This window comes from Bradyrhizobium archetypum (assembly GCF_013114835.1).
Taxonomy (GTDB): Bacteria; Pseudomonadota; Alphaproteobacteria; order Rhizobiales; family Xanthobacteraceae; genus Bradyrhizobium; species Bradyrhizobium archetypum.
In genome coordinates this window covers 541,085-559,889 of record NZ_JAAVLW010000003.1, presented here as the reverse complement: position 1 = coordinate 559,889, position 18,805 = coordinate 541,085, and the positions used below count along the sequence as shown (strand labels likewise).

19 protein-coding genes and 1 pseudogene are annotated in these 18,805 nt (G+C 63.4%); 10 read left to right on the top strand and 10 right to left on the bottom strand.

Features of this window, described 5'->3' with window-relative positions; all coding sequences use genetic code 11:
* Positions 1-5 precede the first annotated feature (5 nt).
* Genes HCN50_RS11235 through cysG form a run of 4 tightly spaced genes read right to left on the bottom strand, consistent with a single transcriptional unit; the run spans position 6 to position 3,921 of the window.
* Complete coding sequence (locus HCN50_RS11235) at positions 6-521, bottom strand: DUF934 domain-containing protein (protein WP_171709705.1); 516 nt, start codon at positions 519-521, stop codon at positions 6-8.
* The gene (locus HCN50_RS11230; RefSeq protein ID WP_171709704.1) at positions 508-2,163 is read right to left on the bottom strand and encodes a nitrite/sulfite reductase; all 1,656 of its coding nucleotides are present in this window, start codon (positions 2,161-2,163) and stop codon (positions 508-510) included. The genes HCN50_RS11235 and HCN50_RS11230 overlap by 14 nt, the downstream gene beginning before the upstream one ends.
* Before the next feature lie 13 nt (positions 2,164-2,176).
* The gene (locus tag HCN50_RS11225) at positions 2,177-2,488 is read right to left on the bottom strand and encodes a DUF2849 domain-containing protein (protein WP_171709703.1); all 312 of its coding nucleotides are present in this window, start codon (positions 2,486-2,488) and stop codon (positions 2,177-2,179) included.
* Positions 2,485-3,921 carry a siroheme synthase CysG gene (cysG, locus tag HCN50_RS11220; RefSeq protein WP_171709702.1) on the bottom strand — a complete coding sequence of 479 codons (1,437 nt, stop codon included), beginning with the start codon at positions 3,919-3,921 and terminating at the stop codon, positions 2,485-2,487. Before cysG ends, HCN50_RS11225 begins: the two co-directional genes overlap by 4 nt.
* Positions 3,922-4,176: 255 nt before the next feature.
* Here cysG and cysD point away from each other — a divergent pair, with 255 nt between their 5' ends.
* The 4 genes from cysD to HCN50_RS11200 all read left to right on the top strand — a co-directional run bounded on the left by cysD (position 4,177) and on the right by HCN50_RS11200 (position 9,493).
* The gene (cysD, locus tag HCN50_RS11215; RefSeq protein ID WP_171709984.1) at positions 4,177-4,971 is read left to right on the top strand and encodes a sulfate adenylyltransferase subunit CysD; all 795 of its coding nucleotides are present in this window, start codon (positions 4,177-4,179) and stop codon (positions 4,969-4,971) included.
* A gap of 24 nt (positions 4,972-4,995) precedes the next feature.
* The gene (cysC, locus tag HCN50_RS11210) at positions 4,996-6,912 is read left to right on the top strand and encodes an adenylyl-sulfate kinase (protein WP_171709701.1); all 1,917 of its coding nucleotides are present in this window, start codon (positions 4,996-4,998) and stop codon (positions 6,910-6,912) included.
* 132 nt (positions 6,913-7,044) lie between these two features.
* Positions 7,045-9,207 carry a malate synthase G gene (locus tag HCN50_RS11205; RefSeq protein WP_171709700.1) on the top strand — a complete coding sequence of 721 codons (2,163 nt, stop codon included), beginning with the start codon at positions 7,045-7,047 and terminating at the stop codon, positions 9,205-9,207.
* 85 nt (positions 9,208-9,292) lie between these two features.
* The gene (locus HCN50_RS11200; protein WP_171709699.1) at positions 9,293-9,493 is read left to right on the top strand and encodes a CsbD family protein; all 201 of its coding nucleotides are present in this window, start codon (positions 9,293-9,295) and stop codon (positions 9,491-9,493) included.
* A 66-nt stretch (positions 9,494-9,559) separates the two neighbouring features.
* Here HCN50_RS11200 and HCN50_RS11195 read toward each other — a convergent pair whose 3' ends face one another.
* Complete coding sequence (locus HCN50_RS11195; RefSeq protein ID WP_171709698.1) at positions 9,560-9,715, bottom strand: Thivi_2564 family membrane protein; 156 nt, start codon at positions 9,713-9,715, stop codon at positions 9,560-9,562.
* Between the two features lie 275 nt (positions 9,716-9,990).
* Between HCN50_RS11195 and HCN50_RS34760 the strand changes: the two genes are divergently transcribed.
* Together HCN50_RS34760 and HCN50_RS34755 are read left to right on the top strand one after the other, a co-directional pair.
* A complete protein-coding gene (locus HCN50_RS34760) occupies positions 9,991-10,134 on the top strand; it encodes a hypothetical protein (protein ID WP_376700276.1) in 144 nt (47 codons plus the stop codon).
* Positions 10,135-10,268: 134 nt separating this feature from the next.
* Positions 10,269-10,881: pseudogene (locus tag HCN50_RS34755) on the top strand (HAMP domain-containing protein); the annotation flags it as partial.
* A 33-nt stretch (positions 10,882-10,914) separates the two neighbouring features.
* Here HCN50_RS34755 and HCN50_RS11185 read toward each other — a convergent pair.
* Together HCN50_RS11185 and HCN50_RS11180 are read right to left on the bottom strand one after the other, a co-directional pair.
* Positions 10,915-11,562 (bottom strand): DUF2865 domain-containing protein, encoded by a 648-nt coding sequence (locus HCN50_RS11185; RefSeq protein ID WP_171709697.1) that lies wholly within the window; start codon positions 11,560-11,562, stop codon positions 10,915-10,917.
* A 30-nt stretch (positions 11,563-11,592) separates the two neighbouring features.
* Positions 11,593-12,354, bottom strand: a complete 762-nt coding sequence (locus HCN50_RS11180) for a L,D-transpeptidase (RefSeq protein ID WP_171709696.1) — start codon at positions 12,352-12,354, stop codon at positions 11,593-11,595.
* Between the two features lie 272 nt (positions 12,355-12,626).
* Here HCN50_RS11180 and HCN50_RS11175 point away from each other — a divergent pair, with 272 nt between their 5' ends.
* From HCN50_RS11175 to HCN50_RS11165, 3 genes are all read left to right on the top strand, one after another.
* Positions 12,627-13,730, top strand: a complete 1,104-nt coding sequence (locus tag HCN50_RS11175) for an AI-2E family transporter (RefSeq protein WP_235976932.1) — start codon at positions 12,627-12,629, stop codon at positions 13,728-13,730.
* Between the two features lie 66 nt (positions 13,731-13,796).
* A complete protein-coding gene (locus tag HCN50_RS11170; protein WP_171709694.1) occupies positions 13,797-14,156 on the top strand; it encodes an ElaB/YgaM/YqjD family protein in 360 nt (119 codons plus the stop codon).
* 151 nt (positions 14,157-14,307) lie between these two features.
* The gene (locus tag HCN50_RS11165; protein WP_171709693.1) at positions 14,308-14,754 is read left to right on the top strand and encodes a hypothetical protein; all 447 of its coding nucleotides are present in this window, start codon (positions 14,308-14,310) and stop codon (positions 14,752-14,754) included.
* An 812-nt stretch (positions 14,755-15,566) separates the two neighbouring features.
* Here the strand turns inward: HCN50_RS11165 and HCN50_RS11160 are convergent.
* A complete protein-coding gene (locus HCN50_RS11160) occupies positions 15,567-15,968 on the bottom strand; it encodes a hypothetical protein (RefSeq protein ID WP_171709692.1) in 402 nt (133 codons plus the stop codon).
* A gap of 283 nt (positions 15,969-16,251) precedes the next feature.
* On the opposite strand from HCN50_RS11160, the gene HCN50_RS11155 reads away from it, so the two are divergent.
* Entirely contained in the window at positions 16,252-16,542 is a 291-nt protein-coding gene (locus HCN50_RS11155) for a hypothetical protein (protein ID WP_171709691.1), read from the top strand.
* Positions 16,543-16,759: 217 nt separating this feature from the next.
* On the opposite strand, the gene HCN50_RS11150 is transcribed toward HCN50_RS11155, so the two are convergent.
* Both HCN50_RS11150 and HCN50_RS11145 read right to left on the bottom strand, forming a co-directional pair.
* Positions 16,760-17,368 carry a LabA-like NYN domain-containing protein gene (locus tag HCN50_RS11150; protein ID WP_171709690.1) on the bottom strand — a complete coding sequence of 203 codons (609 nt, stop codon included), beginning with the start codon at positions 17,366-17,368 and terminating at the stop codon, positions 16,760-16,762.
* A 427-nt stretch (positions 17,369-17,795) separates the two neighbouring features.
* Positions 17,796-18,602, bottom strand: coding sequence for a response regulator (locus tag HCN50_RS11145; protein ID WP_171709689.1), 807 nt, complete (start codon positions 18,600-18,602; stop codon positions 17,796-17,798).
* Between the last annotated feature and the right edge of the window lie 203 nt (positions 18,603-18,805).

The following is an 18,805-nucleotide window of genomic DNA, read 5'->3' as shown; positions in this document are numbered from 1 at the left end:
CGCGGTCACTGGCCAGCACTCTCTGAATGACGCAACTGCATCCGCCGATTGAGCGCGGTGACGCGGCCGTCGCCGGTCGGCTGGTAGAACACGGAATAGCGCTTCATGGTCTCGGCGAAGGCATCGGCATCGGCATCCTTCTTCACCTCGAACGCGTCGAAGCCGGCGCGTGACATGAACACGAACTGGTCGCGCAGCACCTGGCCGGTGGCGCGCAGCTCGCCATCATAACCATGCCGCTCGCGCAGCAGACGCGCCTGGCTATAGGCGCGACCATCACGGAAGGTCGGAAACACCAATGCGACCGCGGCCAGGCGACCGAGATAGGGAACGAGATCGTCGACGGCGCGATTGTTCGGCCAGATCACGCCGGTCTTGCCGGCGCGCTTGAGAATCGGCTCCGGATCTTCCAGGAACCGCGCCGCCGGAATGAACACTGCTCCGTCGCCCGGCAATTCGGCGCCGTCGGCAACATGGACAAACAGGTCGGTGGTGATTCTTCCGTTCTTAACGAGTGGCATAGACCCTCTCCTTGAAAGGCTCGACGCCCAGGCGCTTCACCGTGTCGACGAACAATTCCTCGGGACGGTCGCGCAGCGCGAGATAGGCTTCGACGATATCTTCGATCACGTCGGCAACTTCGGCGTAGGGAACGGCCGGACCGATCAGCACGCCCATCTGCGCGTTTTCGTCGGCGCGGCCGCCGATCGTGATCTGGTAGAATTCTTCGCCGTTCTTCTCGACGCCGAGAATGCCGATATGGCCAACATGGTGATGGCCACACGCGTTGATGCAGCCGGAGATGTTGATGTGCAGCCGGCCGATCATGTCGGCCGTGTCGTGATTGGCGAAACGCCGGGTCAATTCCTGCGCGATCGGAATCGAGCGCGCATTGGCCAGCGAGCAATAATCCAGGCCCGGGCAGGCGATGATATCGGTGACCAGGTTGACATTGGGCGTCGCAAGCCCAAGGCGGTCGAGCGCCTTCCAGAGCTGCGGCAGGTCGCGCTTGGCGACATGGGGCAGCGCCAGGTTCTGCTCGTGGCCGACGCGGATTTCGCCGAATGAATATCTGTCGGCGAGATCGGCCAGGGCATCCATCTGGTCGGCGCTGGCATCGCCGGGCGGGCCGCCCACCGGCTTCAGCGACAGCGTCACGATCGAATAGCCCTGCACCTTGTGCGGCGCGACCGAGTTCTTGCGCCAGCGCTCGAACAACGGATCATGCGCGGCCTCTTTCAGCTCGTCCGGCATATGCGGCAGCTTTTCGTACGGCGGATAGGAGAAGCGCGAACGCACTTCCTCGATGGCGGAATGATCGAGCGTCAGTGCGCTGTGGCCCATCTGCCTCCATTCCTCATCGACCTCGCGCGCGAACTTCTCGATGCCGAGCTCATGCACCAGGATCTTGATGCGGGCCTTGTAGATGTTGTCGCGGCGGCCGTACTGGTTGTAGACGCGCAAGATCGCCTCGACATAGCTCAGGATGTCGCGGCCGTGGACGAACGGCTTGATGGTCTTGGCGATGAACGGCGTGCGGCCAAGACCGCCGCCGACCAGCACCTCGAAACCGGTCTCGCCGTCCGCATTCTTGTGCAGGCGCAAGCCGATATCGTGAATCTTGATCGCGGCGCGGTCGTGCTCGGATGCGGTGATCGCGATCTTGAACTTGCGCGGCAGGAACGAGAATTCCGGATGCAGCGTGGTGTGCTGGCGCAGGATCTCCGACCAGATCCGCGGATCCTCGACCTCGCCGGGGGCGACGCCGGCCCATTGGTCCGAGGTAACGTTGCGCATGTTGTTGCCGGAGGTCTGCATCGCGTGGATACCGACCTCGGCGAGTTCGGCCAGCGCATCGGGCAGCTCGGCCAGCTTGATCCAGTTGAACTGGATGTTCTGTCGCGTGGTGAAATGGCCATAGCCACGGTCGTAGCGGCGGGCGATATGCGCGAGCCGGCGCAACTGCTTCGACGACAGCGTGCCATAGGGGATCGCGACGCGGAACATGTAGGCGTGCAGTTGCAGGTACACGCCGTTCTGCAGACGCAGTATCTTGAATTCGTCCTCAGTCAGCTCGCCGGAAAGGCGGCGCTTCACCTGATCGCGGAATTCCGAAACACGCTCGTTGATGAGCGTGCGGTCGAGTTCGTCATATGCGTACATGATGGATTAGCCTTCAGGCCGGGAGAAGGTCGATGGTGACGCCCTTCGACCGGATGTGTTCGCGCAGATTGCCGGGCTTGATCACGCCGCCGTTGAGCTCGACCGGCGCGATATAGGCACCAACCGCGCCGACGTCATCGGCCACGCTTTCGGCGAGCAACGCACGCGCGTCATCGGAAGTGCTCACGATCGCCGCATCGGACAGGACGGTCGACCAGCCCTGTTGAGCGGTCCGGTAGACCACGACGCCGTCCCAGGTACGGTTGGCAGTCACCACCGAAGGCCCTGCGATTCTGATTTTCTTTTGTTCGAGCGGAGAGGTCATTCGGCAGCATCCAGCACTTTGGAGATGACTTGATTAAGGTTCGACTGACGCCACGGCGCGGAGTGCGCGACGACGTCGCCGATGATGAGGATGGCGGGACCGCCATCGATTTTTTCGACAAGCGCAGGAAGATTTTGCAGCGTCCCGACCACAGCCTTTGCATCCGGCCGCGTCACGCGTGCGAACACGCCAACCGGCGTTTGCGGCAGGCGGCCCGCGGCCAGCAGGCCGGCGCGGACCGACGGCGCAGCGGTCATGCCCATGTAGATCACGATGGTCATTTTCCTGTCGGTCAGCACCGACCAGTCGACGGCCTCGGCATCCTTCGCCTTGTGCGCGGTCAGGAAAGTGATGCGCAGCGCTTCGTGCCTGAAGGTCAGCGGCGCCTCGAACTGCGCGGCAGCGCCAAGGCCTGCGGTAATGCCGGGCACCACCGAATAGGCGACGCCGGCGGCGCGCAGCACTTCGATCTCCTCGCCGCCGCGGCCGAAGATGAAGGGATCGCCGCCCTTCAGCCGCACCGCGCGCTGTCCGGCCTTCGCGGCCTCGATCAGCAATCTGTTTATCGCATCCTGGCCAATGCCGGGCTTGCCGACGCGGCGGCCGACCGGCACGCGCGAGGCGTCACGGCGCGCGCGATCGAGAATTTCCGGCGAGACCAGTTCGTCATAGAAGACGATGTCGGCATCCTGCAACGCGCGCAGCGCCTTGATGGTGAGCAGATCCGGATCGCCCGGGCCGGCACCGACCAGCGTCACCCTGCCCTCGGCCTTGCCGTCCTTGCTCGCGCCGGCGAAGGCGGAAGGATCTGTGATTTCGTTCAGCGCCTTTTCTGCTTCACCCTTGCGCCCGGCCAGCACCAGCGCACCGATCGGTCCGTCGATCACACGCTCCCAGAAACGGCGGCGCAACGCGAACTCGGGAATGCGCGCATGGATAGCTTTGCGAAAGCTGCCGATGAACGTGGCGAGATCACCGATGCGCGCAGGCAGCACCGCTTCGATGCGTTCGCGGATGCGGCGCGCAACCACCGGCGATGTGCCGCCGGTGCCCACGGCAACGACGACGTCGCCGCGATCGACGATCGCAGGAAAGATGAAAGTGGAATGGGCGAGGTCGTCCATCACATTGACGGGCAGCCCGACCGCCTTCGCGCGCCCCGACATCGCAACGCCGATATCGCCTGCGCCGGCGCAGAGGATTGCGATGATGCCGGAGAGATCGGCCGACAGCGGATCGCCCTCGGCAAGCTCGATCCGTGCCGCGTCGACAGAGGCAAGGCCTGCGAGGTCATGGTCGCCGTCGGTCGCATACCAGCGGACCTGTGCGCCGGCCGCCGCCAGCAGCCGCAGTTTCGCGCGTGCGAGTTCACCCGCTCCAACGAGCAGCACCTTGCCGCTTTGCAGATCCAAGAACACAGGCAGATAGCGCATCAGACACTCGCTTTCCCCAACAAAGGGGTTGACGGAAATTATTTTCTATTTATCTCTCGATCAAGAGCCGCAAAGAGAAAATTATTTCTTCTCTATTGCAGCGCAACTCTAGAATTTTTCCACTCTCAAGTCCAAGGCCCAGAGATGCATCTTCTCGATCATGAATCCAGCGGACAGAGATCACGGCCCGCAGCCCTGCACCAAGCATCATCTGTGCCGAACATTTTTAACGGCCACCCCCTGCCGCCGCCCTCGATGGACCATCTCGACGAACTCGAGGCGCAGAGCATCTACATTCTGCGCGAGGCGTTCGCACGGCTGAAAAAGCTCGCGCTGCTGTGGTCGCTGGGCAAGGACTCCAACGTGATGATCTGGCTGGCGCGCAAGGCCTTCTTCGGCCGCGTGCCGTTTCCGGCGTTGCACGTCGACACCGGCAAAAAATTTCCCGAGATGTACGCGTTTCGCGATCACTACGGAAAGGAATGGGAGCTCGATCTCAAGGTCGAGCCCTGCCCACCGATCGACGCCGTCGATCCGACCTTGCCGCCGGCCGCACGCTCGGCTGCGCGCAAGACCGAGGGACTCAAGTGGGCGCTTAACAAATACGGCTTCGACGGATTGATCGCCGGCATTCGCCGCGACGAGGAAGCCACGCGTGCCAAGGAGCGCGTATTCTCGCCGCGCGGCCTCGAAGGCGGCTGGGACGTGCGCGATCAGCCGCCTGAATTCTGGGATCAGTTCAACGCGTCAGTGCCGCCGGGCGCGCACTTGCGCATCCATCCGATCCTGCATTGGACCGAGGCAGACATCTGGGCCTACACCAAGCGCGAGAATATTCCGATCATCCCGCTGTATCTTTCGAAGGATGGCAAGCGTTATCGTTCGCTCGGCGATGCCGACATCACCTTCCCGGTCGCCTCCACCGCCTCCAGCATCGATGAGATCCTGACCGAACTCGACGGCACCAAGGTGCCGGAGCGCGCCGGCCGCGCGCTGGATCACGAGACCGAAGACGCTTTCGAGCGGCTGCGCGTCGCCGGCTATCTCTGACGAACATTTGGTGTGAGCGTCGCTATGAACATGATCCTTCCCGCCAGCGTTTCGGCAACGCCGAACGGCACCACCCGCCCGCAGGTCCGCATCGTCATCGTCGGCCATGTCGACCATGGCAAGTCCACGCTCGTCGGCCGCCTGCTGCACGAGACCGGCAGCCTGCCCGAGGGCAAGCTGGAGATGCTCAAGGCGGTCAGCGCGCGGCGCGGCATGCCGTTCGAATGGTCGTTCCTGCTCGATGCGCTGCAGACCGAACGCGACCAGGGTATCACCATCGACACCACGCAAATCCGCTTTCGCACCCGCTCGCGCGACGTCGTGCTGATCGACGCGCCCGGCCATGCCGAGTTCCTGCGCAACATGATCACTGGCGCCTCGCAGGCCGATGGCGCGGTGCTGATCATCGACGCGCTGGAAGGCGTGCGCGATCAGACCCGGCGGCACGGCTATCTGCTGCACCTACTGGGCATCAAGCAGGTCGCCATCGTCGTCAATAAGATGGACCGCGTCGATTTCAGCGCCGAGCGCTTCAAAGAGATCAGCGAGGAGATCTCGGCGCATCTGACCGGCCTCGGCGTGACGCCGTCAGCCGTAATCCCGATTTCCGCACGCGACGGCGACGGTGTTGCCGAACACACGCCGCGCATCGGCTGGTATCAGGGGCCGACCGTCGTCGAGGCGCTCGACGCGCTCGAACCGGCACGACCGCTGGAGCAATTGGCGCTGCGCCTGCCGGTGCAGGCGATCTATAAATTCGACGACCGCCGCATCGTGGCCGGCCGCATCGAGTCCGGTCATCTCGCAGCCGGCGACGAGATCGTTATCATGCCCGCCGGCAAGATCGCGAAGATCAAGAGCGTCGAGAGCTGGCCGGTGACGCCGCTCAACGGCAGCCACGGTGCCGGCCGTTCGGTCGGCATCACGCTCGACCGCGAATTGTTCATTGAACGCGGCGATGTCATTGCCCATGCCGGCGCCACTCCGCGCGACACGCGGCGCGTTCGCGCGCGGATCTTCTGGCTGCATGAAAAGCCGCTGTCGAAGGGCGATCAGATCCTGATCCGCCTCGGCACGCGGGAAACCCGCGCCAGCGTGGTCGCGATCGAAAAGGCGGTCGACCCCGGCGAACTCTCCAACGAGGAGACCAAGGCGATCGCGCGCAATCATGTTGGCGAAATCGACATCTCGCTGGCACAGCCGATTGCGGCCGATCCCTATCAGGACAATCCGCGCACCGGGCGGCTGGTGATCGAGGTCAACGGCCGCATCGCCGGTGGCGGCCTTGTGCTGTCGGTCGACGCCGGCGCACGCGCCGTCCCGATCGACATCGTACCGGTCGAATCCGCATTGCGGCCTGAAGAGCGTTCTGCGCGCTATCGCCATAACGGCGCGGTAATCTGGCTGACCGGCCTGCCGGGTTCGGGCAAATCAACACTCGCGCGCGCACTGGAACGGCGGCTGTTCTCCCGCGGCGGCTCGCCGATCCTGCTCGACGGCGACACACTGCGCGCCGGTCTCAATGGTGATCTTGGTTTCTCCGCGCAGGACCGCACGGAAAACATCCGCCGGCTGGCGGAAGTTGCAACTCATCTGGCGCGCAACGGACACATCGCCGTCGTCGCCGCGGTCTCGCCCTCGGCGGACGATCGCGCGGCGGCGCGCCGTATCGCCGACACATCCTTCCGTGAGATCTATGTCGCGACGCCGGCCGAAGTCTGCGAGAGCCGCGATCCCAAGGGCCACTACGCCAAGGCGCGCGCCGGCACGCTGCAGGCATTCACCGGAATCGGCAACGACTACCAGCCTCCGGCGCAGGCCGAGCTGCGCATCGATACCTCTGCACGCACGGTGTCGGACGCGACCGACGAGATCGAGCGAATGCTGGCCGAGACCGGCATCCTGTTCGACGAAGTCGCCGATCTGGCGGCCAACATCTAGGCTTTTTGGGGCCTTCTCATCGACCCGGCTTTAGGGCTAAAAGGGCGGCCAATGCCGCCCCTTTGGGGCGTTTTCTGCTGCTTTTCACCGGAAAACAGCCCGCAAACGCCATTTCTCTTGAGAAAGCCCATCATGAATCGTGTCGACGCCCACGGATTGAAGATCGCTCCTGTCCTGTTCGATTTCATCGCCAAAGAGGCGACCCCCAAAACCGGGATTGCGCCCGATGCATTCTGGGCCGGCCTTGCGGCCATCGTCAAAAAGCTTGGACCGAAGAATCGCGAGCTGCTTGCCTTTCGCGACGCGCTGCAGGCCAAGATCGACGACTGGCACCGCACCAACAAGGGCAAGGCGTTCGACGTGAATGCCTATACGGCCTTCCTCAGGGAGATCGGCTATCTCCTCCCCGAACCGGCCACGCAGAAGGTCGAGACATCGAATGTCGACGAGGAGATCGGCAAGATCTGCGGTCCGCAGCTCGTCGTTCCCCTGACCAATGCCCGCTACGCGCTGAACGCGGCGAATGCGCGCTGGGGCTCGCTCTACGATGCCTTCTACGGCACCGATGCGATTCCGCATGATGCGAGCGAGACTGGCCGGGGCTACAACAAGGCGCGCGGCGACAAGGTCATCGCCAAAGCCAAGGCCTTCCTCGACGCCGCCGTACCGCTCGCGACCGGCAGCCATACCGACGTGACGTCCTACAGCGTGATCGCCGGCCAACTCGCGGTGAAGCTCAAGAGCGGCAATGCCACCGCGCTGAAATCAGCCGCGCAGTTCGCCGGCTTCCAGGGCGATGCCGCTCAGCCTTCCGCGGTCCTGCTCGTCAACAACGGTATGCATGTCGAGGTCAAGATCGACCGTAACCATCCGATCGGCAAGGACGATCCGGCGGGCGTTGCCGACATGATCCTGGAAGCGGCGGTCTCGACCATTCTCGACATGGAGGACTCGGTTGCCGCCGTCGATGCCGAAGACAAGGTATTGGTCTATCGCAACACGCTCGGCCTGATGAACGGCACGCTCTCGGCCGATTTCGAAAAGGGCGGCAAGACGGTTAAGCGTTCGCTTAACCCCGATCGCGTCTACAAGACGCCGGACGGCAAGGACCTTACCCTGCACGGGCGCAGCCTGCTCTTGATGCGCAACGTCGGCCATCACATGTTCACCGACGCGGTGCTCGACGAAAACGGCGAGGAGATTCCGGAAGGCCTGCTCGACGCCGCCGTCGCCGGCCTGCTCGCGATCCACGACCTCAAGGGCAATTCGAAGGTCAGGAATAGCCGCACCGGCTCGGTCTATATCGTCAAGCCGAAGATGCACGGTCCCGACGAGGTCGCGCTGACCTGCGAACTGTTTAGCGAAGTGGAGAAGCTGCTCGGCCTGCCCGCGAACACCATGAAGGTCGGCATCATGGACGAGGAGCGCCGCACCACGGTCAACCTCAAGGCCTGCATCCAGAATGCGTCCAAGCGCATCTGCTTCATCAACACCGGCTTCCTCGACCGCACCGGCGACGAGATCCACACCTCGATGGAAGCGGGTCCGATGATCCGCAAGAACGACATGAAGGCGCAGCCCTGGATCAAGGCCTATGAAGACTGGAACGTCGACATGGGCCTGATCGACGGCCTGCCCGGCCATGCCCAGATCGGCAAGGGCATGTGGGCGGCGCCCGACAAGATGGCTGACATGCTGACCCAGAAGCTCGGTCATCCGCAGGCCGGTGCTACCACCGCCTGGGTGCCCTCGCCGACCGCCGCCACGCTGCATGCGCTGCACTATCACCAGGTCAACGTGATCGCGCGCCAGCAGGAGCTCGCCAAGGGCGGCCAGCGCGCAAAGCTTTCCGACATCCTCACCATTCCAGTGTCGCAGTCGAACTGGGCGCCTGACGACGTGAAACAGGAGATCGACAACAATTGCCAGGGCATCCTCGGCTACGTCGTGCGCTGGATCGACCAGGGCGTCGGCTGCTCCAAGGTGCCTGACATCCACGATGTCGGCCTGATGGAAGACCGCGCCACCTTGCGCATCTCCAGCCAGCATCTGGCGAACTGGCTCGCACATGGCGTCGTCACCAGAGAACAGGTGATGGAATCGCTGAAGCGCATGGCGGTCGTCGTCGACAAGCAGAATGCCGGCGACCCGCTCTACAAGCCGATGGCGCCTTCGTTCGACGGCGTTGCGTTCCAGGCCGCCTGCGACTTGATCTTCAAGGGCCGCGAGCAGCCGAACGGTTACACCGAATACATCCTCACCGCGCGCCGCCGCGAGGCGAAGGCGGCCGGCTGAGCCATGGCATGATGCCGCGGTTCCCTTGGGAACGACCGGCGCGGATCGTTGTTGATCGTCATCTCAACAACAGGAGGAGATGGCGATGGATTGGAACAGGGTTGAAGGCAACTGGAAGCAGTTCAAGGGTTCCGCCAAGGAGAAGTGGGGCAAGCTGACGGACGACGACCTCAACGTCATCGAGGGCCGCCGCGAACAGCTCGAAGGCAAGCTGCAGCAGCGCTACGGCTTTGCCAAGGACCAAGTCCGCAAGGACGTGGACGACTGGTTCAATACCTTGAAATAGCTCGCACCGTGCATTGCGAGCAAGAGAAGCCCCGGCTGCGCCGGGGCTTTTTCGTGCTGACCGCAGCTAAATCACCGCGATGTATCTCAACAGCGAGATCACGCCGAGGATGATCACGACGACGCGGGCGATCTGCTTGGCGCGACTATCGAGCGGCAGCAGATTGATGAGATAGAGGACGAGGATAACGACCAGAAACGTGATGAGTACGCTGACGAGCATGCGGAGCCCCCTCGGCATTGGCGGGAAAAATGCATCGGTAGTGCTTGGTTAACGTGAACAGGCCCCCCGGGTTCCGCGGCGAGGAACCAAAGGGGCCGCTCGGAAAATCGCAGTCATTTCAATGAATCCTCGTATTACCACGCGGTTCTCGCTGAACTAAGTATTGCCGGTTTCCCTCCAAATGGCCGCGACGCCTCGGGGGAGCATTATGTTCAACCGTTTGACCGTATCCCGCGCTGCCGAAAATCGTCATCCTCGTCACCTCGTTCTGCGTGGTGATCGGATTCTCGCTCAACGCCTGGGATTCCTGGGGCCGCCTGCAGGCGGCGAGCCGCATTGCGGTCATTGCCGATGCCTCCGCGAACATCTTCAAGGCGATGCACAACCTGCGCACCGACCGCCGACCAACCGGCTGCTGAATTCCGATGCGCCGATGGACGCCGACATCGAAAAGTATCTGCGCAACATCCGTGACACCGAAATGCCGGCGATGGGCAACGCGCTCGGTCTGCTGGGCGGCATTGAATTCACGCAGCAGCAGACGCTCGTTCCTGAGCATGCCGCGCACCTGTACTCCACCGCGCGGACGTCGCTCGTGATGCAACGCGTATTGCTGACCGGCGCGCTGGAGCTTGCGTTCGGCGCGATGGTGATCGTCACCCGGCGTGCCATCAAACCGCTGCACACCATGCGCGATGCGATGCTGAAGGTCGCGGCTGGCGACCTCCAGGTCGATACCGGCCACGCCGCGCGCCATGATGAAATCGGCGCGCTGGCCGGCGCGATCGAGACCTTCAAGCAGCAGGCCGCCGACAAAGCCCGGATCGAGGCGCAGGAGCGCGAACGCAACGCCGGCGCGATGGCGCGGCAGCAGGCGATCGAAAGCTATGTCGGCGAGTTCGAAGGCATGGTGCGAGGTCGCGACCGCGATTGCCGCCGCAGTGCATCAGCAAGGTGCCGCCACGCAGGAGATCACGCGCTCGACGCAATTTGCGGCGCAGGGCACCAAGAACGTGTCCGACAACATCACCGGCGTGAAAGCCGATGCAGACACGGCGGCAGCCGCCGCCGAGGATGTGAAGCAGGCTTCGCAGACGCTGGAAACGCAGAGCCAGCAACTGGGCAATCAGGCAACCACGTTCCTCGGCAAAATCCGCGCGGCATAACCGCTCGTCATGCCCGGGCTTGACGACCTGCGATCACTCCCTCGCCACAACAGGCACGCGGCCATATTTGGCGCGGACCTTGTCTGACGCCGGCGAGAAATTCACTTCGGCGCCGCGCTTGTCGCCGCTGCGGCCGGCGACCAACAGCCCATTTTCGCCGGCGACAATGTCGCCCTTGCGCAAGGTCGGGTCGTTCTCGATCTTGACCTGTGCCAGCCCGACCGGGTCCTTGCCGTTGCAGGTGCAGCCGCTGACGAGTTCGTTGCGGTATTTGAACGCGTTCGGCAGGTCCGAATAGGATTTGCCATTGTCGGCGGTCGCGTCGTCGATATTGCTGCCGGAGAACACCTTCGTCTCGCTTGCAGGGCAGAGCTTGTTGCAGGAGGCGACGCGGCTCGCATTGTCCGAGGCCGTGACCGGGAAATAGCGTCCATCGCAGGTCCGCACGCAATACGCTTGGCCGCCGCCTCCGCCGGAATAACGTGCGCGGCCCTCGCCGCGCGGCGTGTACACCCGGCCATCGTCGCCCGCGAACGGCATCTGGATATAGGGCTGATGGCGCGGACGGGCGAAGCCGCCGAACAGTTGCGAGAAAAAGTCCTGCGCCTGCGCGGCCGATGCCAGCAATGAGGCGCACATCAGTGCGACTGCCCCGCATGCAGCCAGTTTTCCCAACCCCATCGAGCGTCTCCTTCCCACGCAACGCATCGCTCAATTCACTTGCGGCGCAATAAGGTTCATCGCTTGGCGGCCCGACGGCGCGACAATGGCCGGGCGAGGCGCCGTACCGACCGGACGAGCCGTCCTGCCATCCCCGCCGCGCGCCATGACCGGCGCATTCTTCGGCAGCACCACCACCTTGGTGCCGACATCGACCCGGTTGAACAGGTCGATAACGTCCTCATTGGTCAGGCGGATGCAGCCCGACGAGACGAATTTTCCGATCGTCGAGGGATCGTTGGTGCCGTGGATGCGGTACTGGCTGGTGCCGAGATACATCGCCCGCGCGCCGAGCGGATTGCCGGGCCCGCCGGCCATGAAGCGCGGCAGATAGGGCTGACGCGCGATCATCTGGCTGGGTGGATACCAGTCCGGCCATTCCGCCTTGCGGCTGATGGTTGGCACCCCGGACCAGGTAAAGCCTTCGCGGCCGACGCCGACGCCGTACCTGATCGCCCGCCCCTGGCCGAGCACGTAATACAGCGTGGTGTTGCCGGTATCGATGATGATGGTGCCCGGCGCCTCGGCTGTGCCAAAGGCGACGACAGCGCGGCGAAGCCGCTCAGGCGTCGCACCCTCGTCGGAGCCGATCACCTCATCGGCGGGATACGCACTCGGCTGGATGGAAGCATAGCGCTGCGTCTGCGCATTCGCAGCGCTCGCAAGCATTGCCGGCGCCAGCAAGACCGCGCTGATCAGAACGAGCGCGCTTGCCGCGCGCGACGAAGGCCGGCGATCGGAGGACTGTGTCATGGGACTGCCCCGTGGGAAATGTGCATCGCAGGATGCTCTGCTTCGACAAACGCGGCTGCACGTCCGAAAGTTCCCACAGCCGACGCATTGCACCACGCACGACAGGCGCACGCCTTGCGCAATTGGAACCCGAAACTGCGCGCCACGTTATGATTGCAGTCCGCTTTGCGACGTCGCCATTGCCGTGTCATCGCCGCTTCGGGCGAGGGAAAATCATTGTGAGCGTCATTCCCAGCAAGCCTTTGCCCGCCAAGCCGCCGCCGACAAAACATTTGCCCAGTGAACGTCAGCTTGCCCATGAGCGGGAAGGCACGCCGGTCGCCGACAGCAAACTCGAATTGCCGCCGGTCATCCGCCGCACTGAAGTGGTGGCCATCGCCCTCATCGGCTTGCTGATTATCTGCATCATCGCCGCTCTCTATCTCGCCAAGGCGTTCTTTCTCCCGGTCACGATGGCCTTCATCATCGGCACCATGCTGTCGCCGGCGGCTAGCTTCCTCGAACGCTGGCGGATTCCGCGGCCGGTTGCCGCCGTGCTGATCGTGGCTGCCGCCAGCGCCGCCGCCGCTTTCATGGTCGGCCTGATCGCCTCGCCCGCGATCGAATGGAGCGGCAAGCTTCCGGAGCTGGGGACGATCTTGCGTGAGAAGCTGCACGTGTTCGACCGGCCGCTCGCGCTCTGGCAGGAGCTGCAGAGCACGCTCGGCGGGCCGGGCACGCTGACGACATTGCATCTGCCCAAGATCGGCTGGGTGCAACCGACGCTGGAATTCCTGTCGCCGACCTTTGCCGAATTCCTGCTGTTCATCGCCACCCTGATCCTGTTCATCGCGAGCTGGCGCGACCTGCGCCGCGCCCTTATCCTGAATTTCGGCGAGCGCGAATGGCGGCTGCGGACGCTGCGAATTCTCAACGAGATCGAGGAGCATCTCGGCGGTTACCTGTTGATGGTGACCACGATCAACGTCGGCGTCGGCATCGCCACCGGCCTGATCTGCGCGGTCACCGGCATGCCGAACCCGGCCAGCCTTGGCGCGCTGGCCGCGATCCTCAATTTCATTCCGATCATCGGCCCGGTGGCCATGTTCGCGGTCCTGGTCATCGTCGGCATCGTCACGTTTCCGACGCTTGGCGCCGGCCTGCTCGCATCCGCGATGTTTGGCGTGATGACCTTCCTGGAAGGCCATTTCCTGACGCCGACGATCGTCGGGCACCGGCTGGCGCTGAACGCGCTCGCGGTTTTCTTGGCGCTGGCGTTCTGGACCTGGTTGTGGGGCCCGATGGGCGCATTCCTGTCCTCGCCGCTGCTGATTGTCGCACTGATCGTCAAGGAGCATCTGGCGCCGCCGGATTCGCCGCAACTGCCGGAGGACTAGGCCGGGGAACTTCCCATTCCACGAAGCGTTTGTTCCGCAGATAAATTCGGTACCCGGGAGCTTTCGATGTCTGATGCCGCAACAAAAAATCTGACGGACAAAGCGACCTACGAACGCCTGCAAAAGGATGTAACCGCCGTGAAAAACGATATTGCAGCCCTGACCGAGCAGATCACCGACGCGCTGAACAGTTTTGCCGGCACCGCCACGAAGCAGGCGCGGCGCGGCTATAGGCAGGCGCGCGCCAATGCCGAACAGGCGGTCGATGACATGTCGGAGCGCGGCGGCGCCATGATGGAGGCCGCCCATGACGCGGCCACCTCGATCGAGGAGACCCTGGAGGACGCCATCACGCAGCGGCCGCTGGCAACGGTGGCCCTGGCGCTGGGGATCGGCTTTTTGATCGGCGTGACTTGGCGCAGGTAGACTTGCCGCAGGTAGACTTGGCGCAGGCAGATTTGGCGCAGGCGGCGCATGGCGGGGGCAGCAATGGCGCGTGGCGGCGCGCCAGGCGGTGGCGCAACGTGGCGCGTCGCGGTTTGTTTCGTTGACGCTGTTTTCAGATCGAGGCGTGGCCATGTTTCAGCGATTGATCGATGATTTCAAAGAATCGACCGGCAATACGCTGCGGCTGACCTCGCTGGCGGCGGCGGCTGCCATTGCGTTGTTGGTCACGGCGGCGTTTCTGTGCGCGGCGGCCTTCGTGTTCGTGCTGGAGAGGTACGGCCCTGTGCAGGCTTGCCTGACCGGGGCGGCCATCTTCTTCGTCGTCACCTTGATCGCAGCCGGCAGCTACATGGCGCGCAAGAGGCAGATGGAGGCGCGCGCTGCACAGGCGGCGAAGGCGGCAAAGTCTGCCGCGCAGACCGTGCTGTCCGATCCGATGCTGGTTGCGACCGGCATCCAGGTGATCCGCGCCATCGGCGTCAAGCGATTGATCCCGATTCTCGCAGTCGGCGGGCTGGCGCTGGGATTTCTCGCGAGCCGCGCCAACGCAAGCAGCGGCGAGGCGCCGGCGGAGTAGGGCGAACCCCGTCCACTCGTCGTCCCTGCGAACGCAGGGACCCATAACCACCGCTCGAATCCGTTGAAGCAAAGCCGTCTCCCCGCGTGCCGCTTACGCCAGCCCGCGGCGTATGGGTCCCTGCGTTCGCAGGGCGAAGGCGAATCTGCCGCGCGCTCGCTTCAAATTTCAAACGGCCGAAATCCTCCCGCAACGCCGTTGCGCCCGAGGATTTGCTTCATTCACCGCCCCCGTGAAAAATCAGAGGGCGCAGGGAAGACCGGGTGCGCGCCGCACCCGCGGTCTCGTGTGCAATTGCGCATAAAAAGAACGCACACGAGCATACAGGTACAGCGGGAGCATCCCGGCCTTCCCTGCGCAATGGCTTTACGGCTTACTTCGTGCTCTCCCCGGAGAACGGCTCTTTTGCCTCCGTCGCTGCGTGAATAGTTCCACGCAACTTAACGCCAGCACCGCGGCGTCCGAACCACACGACTTCGCCGTACGCTTACCGCGCGCAACGTCTCTCGCGCCATCCGCGTCCATCGCATCTCACCGCGCGTTCGTGACGTTCGCGAGCGCCCCTCATCTGCGGTGAGACCGGCGGAGTTATGCGACTGATTTGGGTGCGAACGAAAGCGGAATATTTTTGATTTGCGGGCTTGACACGATTTCTGAAAATCAGAAGTAATTTGCAGGGTTGGCAAAGCGACAGCGTATCCACCATCGCAAAACACGCTCGATGAGAGATGATAGGCACGACGCTATTGGACCTTTGCCCACTCGCCAGATATCGCTCGGCGGATAGGCGGATAGGATGGCTCGCGCGCGGATCAGGTCACGCAGCGGCCGGGCTGAAGCAGTTTGGCTACTTCGGTCAACATGCTGACCGGCGGCTCGCAGGCGATCGCGGTCTTCGATTTGTCGGGCTTGGCCGCCGGCGCCGCTGGCGGCGGTGCGGGGCGGTTCCGCGCCTCCTCTTTGACGACGGGCACACGAACGACCACCGACGTGTCCTCAAGGCCAACGGCCCGGATCGTAATCGTCTCGGTCTCGCCCGGCGCGGCTCGCAGCGCTGCACGGTCGGCCTTGGAGCCGCGGTTCACATCCGTTGCCAGCGGGGCCGCGGCGAGTTGCAGCCGGCTGGTGAGATCATGACCGGAGGCGAGCTGGACCGCGCCAAATGTCGCGAAAACGGCGAGAACGGCTAAAATTGCTTTGAAAATCTGTGACATGACGGTTTTGTCCCTCGCCCCATGGCGATCACGGACACAACCCGAAGCAAGTAGCCGTAGGTCCGACGCTTATCGATCACTTAACCGTGTACCAAAAATATTTGCGGCACCATGGAACGACTCCGGGGGGCTCGGAGTCATCCCGGCAGCCGGTTATTCCCCCTGCCCCATTGACCGGCGACGTAGGGCGCGACCGTGGTGATGCCGGTCGCGCCCTGCTTTTTTGTCGAGTCAGCCTAGTCGCGACCGCCCAGCCGCCTTCATCTCCTCACTTGACGTCAGCGTGGTGCCGAACAGCGCGCATAGGCGTCTTCCGCGCGCCGCTCGCGAGCGGCTCGAACGCACCGACGATGATGCCGGGGAGCGTCTGCATGCAGGCAACGCTGAGCATCACCGCGATGCCGCGCCGTGCGTCTTCACCATGGTGCTGGAGGCGGAGAAGAAGCCCATCGCGATGATGACGCCGACGGGCAGCCAGACCGGCGGATATGAAACAGCGGGCGCGGAACACAGTTCAACAAGCAATGCGCTCATTGTCTTGCGCAATGCTTCCAAAAAAAATCCGGCGCGCTAGGTGGGACGCGCCGGATCAGTCCGACCAGCTTACCAATCGAAGCTGGTGGCCCGAGCCAGGGGGAGGTGCCTGGCCGCGAACTTGTGCCGCCCGTCTGGCGGCGTCGTCTCCGTGTCATGACGATGATACCGCAAGCTCGGCAACGACGACGTGAACTGGTTCACACGGCGCTGCGAGCAAGTTCGCCGCGCGCCTGGAGATCAAGGTCAATCGGAAATCATTTCACCAGGCCATTTCCATTGACCGTGGCACGCAAGAATTGCGGCGATTGCTGGCGGACATCGCGTGCCGGCGGCCGCTCGGACGGATCGCGCCCGAGCTTTGATTTCAAATCGGCGAGATCGAGGAAGGTGTCGGCTTGCCGGCGCAGTTCGTCAGCCACCATCGGCGGCTGGCTGACCAGCGTGGAGACCACGGTGACGTGCACGCCGCGGCGCTGCACCGCTTCCAGGAGCGGGCGGAAATCCCCGTCGCCCGAGAAGAGAAACATGGCATCGATATGATCGGCGAGCTCCATCGCATTGACAGCAAGCTCGATATTCATGCTGCCCTTCACCTTGCGGCGCCCGCTGGAGTCGATGAATTCCTTGGTGAGCTTGGTGACGACGGTGTAGCCGTTATAGTCGAGCCAATCGATCAGTGGGCGGATCGATGTATATTCCTGATCCTCGATGATGGTCGTGTAATAGAAAGCGCGCAGCAGCGCGCCGCGGTCCTGGAATTCCTTGAGCAGACGCCGGTAGTCGACGTCGAAACCAAGCGCCCTGGCGGTCGAGTACAGGTTGGCGCCATCAATAAAGAGCGCAATTCTCGCAGGCGGTGACATCAGACACTGACCTCTTATTCAAACGATACGCAGGTCACGAGAAGTATACGCTCAGGCTTTGCCCGCGCGGGTGCGGTGCCGACATTGACCGAGGAGCCGAGGCAGGCGGCGCCGGCGACCGGGAGGAGAATGACGATGCGCCGAGCAATTCGATAAATGCGCATCCTGCCTCGACACGCCGACCTTAGGGTCCCTCCGCGCCACGCTCAATTGTACTGAGGTTAATGGCTCACATCGAAACGGATGGAGCGGCTATACCAAGGTTTATGAGCAGGTTCTGCGCGGCCGCGCCAGATCCGCTCGATTCGAGAAAATTCGCTTCATTTCCAACCCGCGCCATCGATTCGCTTGCGGTTTGATGCCGCGAAAATCCGGCGCGTGGCGTGGGACGCGCCGGACCATTCAACTCTACGCTACGCCACCTTGATCAGCCCGTGGCGGCCCGCGGCGCGCGGTTGCGCGAGTTGCGCTGGAAGAACAGCGCCTGGCTCGCCACCGCCGAAACCATCGCGGGCTGGAACGGCTTGGAGATCAGGAACGCGGGCTCCGGGCGCTCGCCGGTCAGGAAGCGTTCTGGGTAAGCGGTGATGAACACCACGGGCACCTCGAACACGCGCAGCAATTCGTTGACCGCATCCAGGCCCGACGAGCCGTCGGCGAGCTGGATGTCGGCGAGGATCAGGCCGGGCTTCTTGTTTTTCGCCAACGCCACCGCATCGGCATGGGTGCGCGCGACGCCGATCACGTTATGGCCGAGGTTCTTCACAAGGCTCTCAAGGTCCATCGCAATGAAGGTCTCGTCCTCGATGATCAGCACGTCGGTGGCGATTTCCGCCGCCATCTCGCGGCCGGCGGCATCCGTCAACTGCCGGGTCTCGGCGATATCGGTATTGAGAATGAACGCTACCTCCTCTTCAGAGAAGCCTTCGAGCGACAGCAGCAGGAACGCCTGTCGCGGCAGCGGCGTGATGTTCGACAGCCGGCGCTCCGGCGGCAGCGCCAGCGTCGCGATGTCGGGATTGTCGTTGAGCGAGACCGAATTCCATATCTGGGTGAACAGCTTGAACAGCCCGGCGCGCGGGCCGTAGCGCTCATCCAGCAGCGAGGCATCTTGGAGCAGCGCCTCCAGCATGGCGGCGACATAGGCATCGCCCGAGGCCTGGTTTCCGGTCAGCGCACGGGCATAGCGCCGCAACAGCGGCAGATGTTCAGCAACGAGCTGTGATCGGGACATCCCCATACCATCCTTATCTTGGGCCGTATTCTTGGCCATACGTAGGGTCTCAGCCGGGCGGGCGTAACCAGAAGCGCCGCGTCGGGCGCCAATTTTAGGTCGGCGGGGGGACCCCGGTTCCCCTGTGCCCTCGACTACTCCCGGGGGGCAAAAAAGTTCCTGAAAAAGTTCCCAGAATTCGGAACCTTCCGCACATATTCGCA